Here is an 8928-nt window from a genome sequence, read left to right on the forward strand (position 1 = left end):
AGAAAATGCAAAACGCCCTGAACAAACAGATTCTCATGGAAGCACAATCTTCACAGGCTTACCTGGCAATGGGCAGCTGGGCGGAAATTCAACCCGGACTGAAAGGCGTGACAAAATTCTTCTTCCGCCACAGCGATGAAGAGCGGATGCATATGCTGAAGTTAATCCGTTATGTGAATGAAAGAGGTGGATTTGCAGTAGTGCCTGCACTCGAACAACCTGTAATGACGTTTGTCTCACTGAAGAGCGCTTTTGAACAATTGCTCAAACACGAAATTAAAGTAAGCGAGAGTATCAATAACCTTGTTGAAATTGCCCTGGGAGAAAAAGATTACGCCACACATAATTTTCTCCAGTGGTATGTACTGGAACAGATGGAAGAAGAAAGGCTGGCAAGGGAATGTAACGACAAACTGGAAATGATCGGAGACGACAGAAGCGGCTTGTATCTTTTCGACAGAGATGTGATGACGATGGACCAGGAGTAATCATATATCCCTGATACCAATCAGCGGGATTACATCCACGCAGGCCGGTATCAGGGGTTACAATTCAGGTGGCCGCCCGGTGGTATTTTTTCTGGCCGATCAGATCCAGTAAAGGTCCAGTCATCACCGTGGTAAGAATAGCTACCAGCACCATCATCGTAAACATGCGCACAGAAAAAATGCCCAGCGTATAGCCTATATTCAACACAACCAGTTCCATCAGGCCACGTGTATTCATTAGGGTACCGATCATCAGCGAGTCTTTCCAGGAAAGATCCGCCATCCGTGCAGCCAGCGTACATCCGGCCAGCTTCCCCGATACAGCCGCCAGCAAAAGCACTGCCAGACTACCCCATATGTATGGCTCATTCAGCATCGTTACCTCTGTGCGTAAACCGGTTAATATAAAAAAGATAGGCAATAGCAGTAACTTACCTACATCATTAATCTTCTCCGATAATACGCTCTTAAACCCTGCACTGTCAGGTATAATAGACCCCGCCAGGAATGCGCCAAACAGCAGGTGTATCCCGATTGTCTCCGTGACATAGGCCGCTCCCAGCAACAGTAAAAATGATATGGCTGTTCTTTTCCCGTTGGCAAACGGCGTAGCAGCAAGGCGGTCAAACAATAACTTCAATGCCGGCTTCATCACACGCAGCATCAGCAGCGTAAAGAGTAACGCGCCCGCAATCGTGTATACTGCCAAAAAAGAACCCGCAGAACGCTGCATCGCCACGCCTATTGATAACAGACACCAGGCCGTGAAATCATCAATAGCCGCACAGGTGATGATCAGCAGCCCAAGTGGCGTAGTGGTAAGATTACGCTCCTGTAATATCCTGGCCAGCACCGGAAAGGCCGTGATGCTCATAGCTATACCGGTAAATATCGCGAAGATATGAAACCCCGCCTGCGGCGTTCTGTAATGCTCGTAGATCATGAACGACGTAATGATACCAAGTATAAAGGGAATGATAATACCCGCATGACTGATGATGACTGCCGGCCCAATATTCCGCTCCCCATGATGTTCCTGTGATTCCATGCCCACCGTGAACATAAAGAAGATCAGGCCAAACTGGCTGAGCACCTCAAGATTCCCCAACGATGCCGCCGGAAATAACACAGCCGCAGCAGTAGGTAATACCTTTCCTAACAAAGAAGGTCCCATAAAAATGCCTGCAAACATCTCCCCCACAACAGCGGGCTGTTTCAGCCGCTGCGCCAGCTGGCCAAACACGCGGGTGACCAGCAGAATGACGATCACCTGGAAGATCAGCAGCTTTACCGGACTACCCAGAAAATAACTACCCATATTCCACTGTACCGGCTCATGCCTCACTGCTGATGAATCCGCCCCTGATGTAAAAAAACTGTCTCCATGGGTAATCACCCAGGAGACAAGTATCACGAAAGTCAGCAGCGTCGATAAATAAAAAAGCAACTGTTTACGCATAAAGATGAGGGTTGGGGGCCAACAGCCCGTTAATAATGGTTACTGCGATAAACTACAAACTGCTATACTCACTCAGGTGAAACCTGCTGTGCCGGTACTCTCCGGAAAGCCCTTCTGATCTTATGATAACGGGTGAAGCAAACATCATATGTATAGAGTATCGTGAGAATAATAACATTAAACGTAACGGCGAGGAACAGCGGAAAAGAGAAAATCTCCTTACCGGTAAATCTCATCCAGGCCGGCTCATTGTTGAATTCTCCGGGAGACGCATCCACAAACTTCTCATGCCTTTTGCGGAAGAGCTTCTTTAACGGTAGTCCTCCTGCTGTAAACCGTGCTATAGAGCAGATGTCGGGCACATGTACGTTATTCTTCAATCGCCAGCGGGCACGGGCTCCTATCCTCGCCTGCAGATGCCCTTGTAATCTTTGTAAGGCAACAGGTGAAATTAAAGGGAAGGAACGGCTGAAGAAGAAACGCTTCTCCAGCTTCCGCTTGAGCTTACGGTGAATGTTTTCCTGCGGCAATCCGCCACATTCCGTTTCCACCAGCCAACGGCCCAGCCAGAGGCGCGGCGTACCTATACGGATAAAAATGATCACATCGAGCATATGTGTCATCAGGAAGAACAGGGAATCTGCAATCGCCGGTGTGAACTTCTCCTTCACCATATTACGTACAATGACCCAGTCCTGCACCATGTTGGTGTTTACACGCTCGATATATGCCCTGTCGAGTTTCTTTTCCTTCAGGTCTTTCTCCACAATATTGGTGATATGCCAGGAGGAAACCATATTATGTGAAATGCCCTGACTATAGTAGGCATCAATGATAGCGGCAGCATCTCCTACCATAGCATAGCGCGCAGGACTGATAAAGGTATCCGTAATGTGCTGTACATGCTTAAAGGAGCTGAACTCCAGCATATTGCTTTCCCTGAGCATATCATCGAAGATGGGATAACGGCGGATGATGTCCCAGAATTTCTCGCGGTAGTTCTTGCCGGGAGGCGTGAAATCATTACTGTAGGTAGCGCCCACGCTGATGCGGTTATCATTAAGCAGGATCACCCATATCCAGTAGCCTACACCCCACAGGTGCATCGTGCAATCCTGGCGGCGGACTTCTGTCCCATCGTCAAACTTATAATTCCATACCTTACCGAATTTGTCGGGTGTGATCTCAGAGAACTGGCCCCATACGGCTGTTGTTCTGAATGTGTCGTTGAATATTTTGTCCTCTAACTTATGCCCCATTTTCTTTGCAAGAAAACGGTTACGACCACTACAATCTACCACCCATCTACATTTTACCGTATGCAAACTATCGTTTTCGGACGATTGCCAGACCACTTCATGTGGCGTATCTCCATCTTTAAAATGTACTTCTTTTACGCGGCCACCGTCGTTGAAAATAATATGCGGATGCTTCTTCGCACTGTCCGCAATGAGTGCTTCAATCTCAGGTCGCACGATTTGCGCATCGCGCATCTGTGTCCGGAATATTTTAGCATTGTCAAAGGCCGCTTCAAAACGTGCCGGCGCTTCCACATGCCGGGCCCATTCGCTTTTGTTGTCGAAGCTGGCAGCATGCTCCATGCCATAGGTGAACCATACGCCATGTTTGGGTACACAGCGCTCCGTGATGTACTCATCCACGTCTGACACCGTTCGGAGAAATGTGGCACTGCAGATCAGCAGCGACTCTCCTACTTTATAGCTTTTGTTCTTGCCGGCCATGTCGTCGATCAGTAATACCTGCAGGCCACGCTTGGCAAATTGCAGCGCACAGCTAAGTCCTATAATCCCTCCGCCAAATAAAAGGATGTCGGCATAATCAACGTTGGGAACGGGGGAAGGGATAACAGATTGAGCTGTTTCAATTGGATTGTGAGAAATCATCGTCGTAACAGATTGAAGTTATGAAGGGTTTGAATAACCAGATTGGCCAAGGATTCGTGTACGCTGTATCAGCTCCGGAAAGAAATCACTGTATGTGATATACATTTTTTACGATCATCAACGATATCATAGCTATTACAAAAACTATGATCATCACGATGTGCTTCCTGTAGAATGAAAAAACAACCATTATCAGGCAATAGCCTGCGGCAACGAGGGAACCTATTACCAACGGTTTTACCTGTTCCAGTGTTAGTGCGCCTTTTAGCTCGTGTTCCAGTTTAAAGTACTCTGCCAGTGTTCTTATCAGGGCGATAAAAAGTATGATGGTTGCGCCTCTGGCAAATTTCAATTCATTTCTGCTGAAAAAATTCTTCATAAAATTATTATGCTTTATTAATTATCAGATGAATCAGAAATAAGAGACTATGTAGTCGCTACCACACGGTCGCAATATACTACAATTTACATTGACCCGCATTAAAAAAAATTTACCAAAAAGACTATAAAGTCATTTTCTTTTGTAAAATTGTCTCACAATAAGAATTGTAATAACTGTCTAAAACCCAAATACACATGTTCGCAGAACAAACATTCCTGAATTTACCCGTAAAACGCCAACAGGCCATCATCAACACAGCGGTTGAAGAATTTGCACTCAAAGAATACGAAAGCGCGTCCCTGTCCACCATTGTACAAAAACTCGGGCTGGCCAAAGGCAGCTTTTACAGGTACTTCCGGAACAAAGAGATTTTGTACCGCTACCTGATGAACTATGCGATAGAATTCAGGCTGGAGAAAGAAAAGGATCTCCTCCAGGAGCCTGTGAAGGATTTTTTTGATTTATTGATCGAAAATTTCAAAGCAAAAATTAAATTTGACCTGGAATACCCGGTCCTCAGCGGATTTCTTTACAATGTTGCCCATGAAAAAAACAGCGACGAACTTGGCAATATACAGGAATACGTTACGATGAAGATGATGAACCCATTGATACGTATTCTAAAGGAAAAGATCAGACAAGGACAGATACGTGACGACATCAGCCCGGAACTGATGGCAGTACATGTGCTACAGGTGCAGCACGCACTGTACGACTATCTCTCCCTGATCTACCGGATAGACTTCCGAAAAAATATTAAAAAGAAAAAGCCCGTACTGTCTTTACCGGAAGATGAAATTCTGAAAGCCGCAACCGGATTCGCCTTGCTGCTGAAGAATGGGCTCACCGCGCCAAAGAAGAAAAGGGGATAAGCGAAACAGCAACACTATGAAAATTCAGGCACTATCGGATCTACACATTGATTATGACGAAAATCTACAATGGCTGCAAGGGCTTTCCAGATATGACTACCAGGAGGACACGCTGATACTGGGCGGCGACATCTCCCACCACATTACCCTCCTGGAAACCGCATTCAACATGCTGAAGAAAACATTCAGGGAAGTGATCTATGTACCTGGTAATCACGACTTATGGGTTACAGGTAGCAAACATTCCTCATCGCTCGAAAAATTCGATCACATCTCCCGGCTGGCGGCTGCCTATGGTATACACACCTCCACACTGCACCTCCACAACATTACAATTGTTCCGTTGCTCGGCTGGTATGATTATTCTTTCGGACAACCTACTACGGAAGCGGTAGAGAGCTGGCAGGATTTCTATGCATGTAAGTGGCAGGGCTTCTCCACGGTGGCAGCTGTCACCAGCTACTTCCTTTCGCTTAATGAGCGGGCCCTGTCGCAGTTGCGGCCAGGCATTCCCCGCATCACATTTTCTCACTTCATGCCCCGCATTGACCTGATGCCGGATTACATCCCACAGAGCAAACGGTTCATCTATCCGTTTCTCGGCTCCTATGGATTAGAGAAGCAGATCCGCCGCGTCAATCCACTGATGCATATCTACGGCCACAGCCATGTGAATATGCAGCAGACCATCGACAACATCGAGTACATCAATAACGCCTTCGGCTATCCCAACGAGACCCGGATCACTGCGAAGAAACTGCAATGCATATACGAAAACTGATAATCCGCGGCCAGTCCAGCCGGAAATGACCGCGGCAAGCGTACGCCCGTTGATATAACCGTCTGTGCGGCGGGGCAACACCAACGTATACACGAAATAGGACGCGGTCACCGTCAGCGCCTTATACTGCGGAAAGTTAGAGAACTGGGCAATCAAATCACCGTCCTTACGGGTTACACTGCTGATCTCCAACACATGCAACGGCGTAGTAAGCCCTGTTTTCAGCACCTTCGACAGCGCTTCCTTCACCGTCCAGATCCACGTATAACCCGTTGACTTATTACCCATAAAATGCTCATCCAGTAACTGCTGCTCTATAGCGGTCAGTTTATCTTTCAGGACCTCGCCGCTTCTCCCGGAGATTTCTTCTATATCAATACTCATCGGATGCGCTTCGGGAAATACAATAGCAGCTCCCCAGTCGCCGCTGTGCGATAGACTGACCTGGACATTATTCCCGGCCGGGCTGCCTATCAGCGGCTGACTGAACACACCGTTCCTGATCACAATATCCGCAAGACGATCGCGGCCCAACAAATTAGCCCCCGCACGTTTTGCCGCATATCTTCCCAGCAGAAATTCCTTTTGCTTCCGGTCATAGTGCAGGCTATTCCAGCCTAATAACTCGTCACTATGCAGGATAGCACCGGGAAAGTATGGCTGATGTATTGCCGGCGCACAGCAAATACAGATAGCCGCCTGGTGGGTACTACCGGGCCGCTGTAGTAAAATCCGCTCACAAAACTCTTTTTGCACCATACCTGTTGCGGTTTAATCAATACTGAAGGTCTGCCATCCGAATATAGCCTTCACCAAAGGGGAATCATCGATCTCCTCTCCCAGGCAATAGATCTCCAATCCGGTGTTACCATGCCTTTGTTGCATGGTAACAATATCCCGGATCTGTATGGTGATCGGATGCGGAGGCGTTCCTATCAGAAACGTATACGCATCTCCTGTTATCGGTTCAAAATCTGTAACCATTGTCAGCGTGCGACTTACCGTCAACCCCATTTCATTCAGCACGTCACAGTCAATTCTCAATGCATACTTTTCCATAAAAGATCATTTTTCGATGTAATAGTCATTCAGCACGAGCACATCCAGCCCGGAGGTGTAGAACACAGACAATGCATCTTCCACCGTATGGATGATGGGCTTGCCCATCACGTTGAAGCTGGTATTCAGCAGTACCGGTACGCCGGTAAGCTGGTGAAAGGCGCTGATCAGTTCATAATACTTATCGTTCCATTCTTTCTTTACCGTTTGCAGCCTGCCGGTACCATCACGATGCACTACGCTGGGCACCAGGTGCTTAACACCGTCCCTGAAAGAAAGGGTGCGTTCCATGTAAGGCGCCTCCTGATAGTTTTCAAAGTATTCGTGTCCGTATTCATGCAGGATGGAGGGCGCCAGCGGGCGGAACTCTTCCCTGAATTTCACGTGTGCGTTGATCTTATCTTTCATATCCGGATCGCGGGGATCTGCGAGGATGGAGCGGTTGCCAAGTGCGCGCGGGCCAAATTCTGCAGCGCCCTGCACCCAGCCAACAATTTTACCCCTGGCAATCTGCTCAGCGGTACGCTTATATATTTCCTCGTAAGACAGGCGCTCCTGTTTCACCGGACCATATTTAAACAGCTTCTCCAGCTTATCATCACACATCTGGGAACCGAGGTAAGGCGAATGTACTTCCGGCACATATTTCTTATCCCTGTTATCTTCATAATATGCCAGGAAAGCGGCGCCTATAGCATTGCCGTCGTCGGCCGGGGCACTGTAGATGTGTAGTTTTTCAAAACCTGTTTCTTCCACTACTTTGCCGTTAGCTGAAGAGTTAAGTGCGCAGCCTCCTCCAATGATCAGGTTTTTGGAAAGACCCAGCTGTTGCAGATTACGAAGGAATGTGTAATAGATCTCTGTAAATACCAGCTGCCCGGTATAGGCAATATCTGCGGCATTGATCACCGGTTCGCCTTTCTTTCTTTTTACTTTATAAAGATCCTGGAAGAAGTCCATAAACTCCGGCATCGGCGCATATTCAATTGACAAGCCGTTCACTTTTATGGAATCCCGGAAAGTATCTGCCAGCCTGCGATTCAGCTTACCATATGAAGCAAGCCCCATCACCTTCCATTCTTCCCCGGTGAGCTGACCAAATCCGCAGGCGTTACAGATGTACATGTAAAATGCACCCAGGCTGCCTGCACTCTGGCTGTCCACTCCTTCTATTTCTGACAGCACGCCGTCCTTAAAATAATAGCAGTGTGTAGACGAATTTTCGCCAATCGCATCAATCACCGCGCACACGCCTTCAGAAAACGGGCTGGTATAGCAGGCAGCAGCGGCATGTGTGAGGTGATGATTGTATTTCCGGGAGCTTACGCGTTGAAAGGCTGTATCATCCTCTTTCTGATGCAGTTCATACATCAGGGTGTTAGTGGTTTGTTTGATGGCAGTCAGCTGCGACACGTAAAAAAACTTCAGCGCCGCAAGGTTGCTGCGTATAAACACCGGCACGCCCCTGCCATTTGACGAGAGCTTGCTCTCTTGTTCTGTGATGTCTGCCAGACCACGTATCATGGCCTCTTCTGCGTTGTCGCTCCAGGTCTGGGCAAGTACCAGTTCCGCATCTTTATCACAATATTGATCCACGATCTCTGATGCACGCTGAAAAAAATCAGGAATGCAATTGATAGCTCTTTTGTTCTGTAAATAACGCTCAGTGGCTTCGGCGAACACAACTTTTCCGTCTTCGTTCACTACGGCGAGAGCACTGTCGTGAAAGGTATTGGACAGACCGATATAATTTCTCTTCATGGGTATTTTGTTTTTTTATGAGGTGATATTAATGCGTTTTAAATAGCGGTATATTCAGCTGCCGGTAAAGTGTCAGCAGATCCATATAGTCCCATGATTCTGTCAGACGGTCATCAACGATCTTGTACACGGCGGCGCCGTCCACGTTGATGCGCACGCCGGTGGCGGGCACACCCAGGAAAGGTGCGCGGTGCGTTCCCACCATTTTGTACCTGATCACAA

General features: G+C 47.7%; 9 protein-coding genes and 1 pseudogene. 3 read left to right on the plus strand and 7 right to left on the minus strand.

Annotation, left to right across the window (positions count from 1 at the left end):
- On the plus strand, positions 1 to 488 hold a 488-nt coding region (locus tag VM802_RS29330), incomplete at its 5' end, for a ferritin (protein ID WP_325537533.1).
- Positions 489 to 552: 64 nt separating this feature from the next.
- Here VM802_RS29330 and VM802_RS29335 read toward each other — a convergent pair.
- The 3 genes from VM802_RS29335 to VM802_RS29345 form a co-directional block, all read right to left on the minus strand.
- Positions 553 to 1947 (minus strand): cation:proton antiporter domain-containing protein, encoded by a 1395-nt coding sequence (locus VM802_RS29335; RefSeq protein WP_325537535.1) that lies wholly within the window; start codon positions 1945 to 1947, stop codon positions 553 to 555.
- Positions 1948 to 2015: 68 nt separating this feature from the next.
- Positions 2016 to 3851 carry an NAD(P)/FAD-dependent oxidoreductase gene (locus VM802_RS29340; protein WP_325537537.1) on the minus strand — a complete coding sequence of 612 codons (1836 nt, stop codon included), beginning with the start codon at positions 3849 to 3851 and terminating at the stop codon, positions 2016 to 2018.
- 85 nt (positions 3852 to 3936) lie between these two features.
- Positions 3937 to 4230 carry a hypothetical protein gene (locus VM802_RS29345; protein WP_325537539.1) on the minus strand — a complete coding sequence of 98 codons (294 nt, stop codon included), beginning with the start codon at positions 4228 to 4230 and terminating at the stop codon, positions 3937 to 3939.
- Positions 4231 to 4427: 197 nt separating this feature from the next.
- Here VM802_RS29345 and VM802_RS29350 point away from each other — a divergent pair, with 197 nt between their 5' ends.
- Together VM802_RS29350 and VM802_RS29355 are read left to right on the plus strand one after the other, a co-directional pair.
- Positions 4428 to 5105 carry a TetR/AcrR family transcriptional regulator gene (locus tag VM802_RS29350; RefSeq protein WP_325537541.1) on the plus strand — a complete coding sequence of 226 codons (678 nt, stop codon included), beginning with the start codon at positions 4428 to 4430 and terminating at the stop codon, positions 5103 to 5105.
- Between the two features lie 16 nt (positions 5106 to 5121).
- The gene (locus tag VM802_RS29355) at positions 5122 to 5886 is read left to right on the plus strand and encodes a metallophosphoesterase family protein (protein ID WP_325537543.1); all 765 of its coding nucleotides are present in this window, start codon (positions 5122 to 5124) and stop codon (positions 5884 to 5886) included.
- A gap of 180 nt (positions 5887 to 6066) precedes the next feature.
- Here the strand turns inward: VM802_RS29355 and VM802_RS29360 are convergent.
- The 4 genes and pseudogenes from VM802_RS29360 to VM802_RS29375 all read right to left on the minus strand — a co-directional run.
- A pseudogene (locus VM802_RS29360) lies at positions 6067 to 6645 on the minus strand (4'-phosphopantetheinyl transferase family protein); the annotation flags it as partial.
- A gap of 12 nt (positions 6646 to 6657) precedes the next feature.
- Complete coding sequence (locus VM802_RS29365) at positions 6658 to 6945, minus strand: DUF5952 family protein (protein WP_325537545.1); 288 nt, start codon at positions 6943 to 6945, stop codon at positions 6658 to 6660.
- Positions 6946 to 6951: 6 nt separating this feature from the next.
- Complete coding sequence (locus VM802_RS29370; RefSeq protein ID WP_325537547.1) at positions 6952 to 8706, minus strand: carbamoyltransferase family protein; 1755 nt, start codon at positions 8704 to 8706, stop codon at positions 6952 to 6954.
- Positions 8707 to 8734: 28 nt separating this feature from the next.
- Positions 8735 to 8928: ester cyclase (locus VM802_RS29375; RefSeq protein ID WP_325537549.1), on the minus strand; the 194-nt coding region annotated here is incomplete at its 5' end.

The organism is Chitinophaga sp. (genome assembly GCF_035538455.1).
In the GTDB taxonomy this organism is placed as follows: domain Bacteria; phylum Bacteroidota; class Bacteroidia; order Chitinophagales; family Chitinophagaceae; genus Chitinophaga.

Bases quoted from the DNA above. Each gene is read 5' to 3' on its own strand.
- VM802_RS29335 (WP_325537535.1), bottom strand. From the start codon at position 1,947: ATGCGTAAACAGTTGCTTTTTTATTTATCGACGCTGCTGACTTTCGTG.
- VM802_RS29340 (WP_325537537.1), bottom strand. From the start codon at position 3,851: ATGATTTCTCACAATCCAATTGAAACAGCTCAATCTGTTATCCCTTCC.
- VM802_RS29345 (WP_325537539.1), bottom strand. From the start codon at position 4,230: ATGAAGAATTTTTTCAGCAGAAATGAATTGAAATTTGCCAGAGGCGCA.
- VM802_RS29350 (WP_325537541.1), top strand. From the start codon at position 4,428: ATGTTCGCAGAACAAACATTCCTGAATTTACCCGTAAAACGCCAACAG.
- VM802_RS29355 (WP_325537543.1), top strand. From the start codon at position 5,122: ATGAAAATTCAGGCACTATCGGATCTACACATTGATTATGACGAAAAT.
- VM802_RS29365 (WP_325537545.1), bottom strand. From the start codon at position 6,945: ATGGAAAAGTATGCATTGAGAATTGACTGTGACGTGCTGAATGAAATG.
- VM802_RS29370 (WP_325537547.1), bottom strand. From the start codon at position 8,706: ATGAAGAGAAATTATATCGGTCTGTCCAATACCTTTCACGACAGTGCT.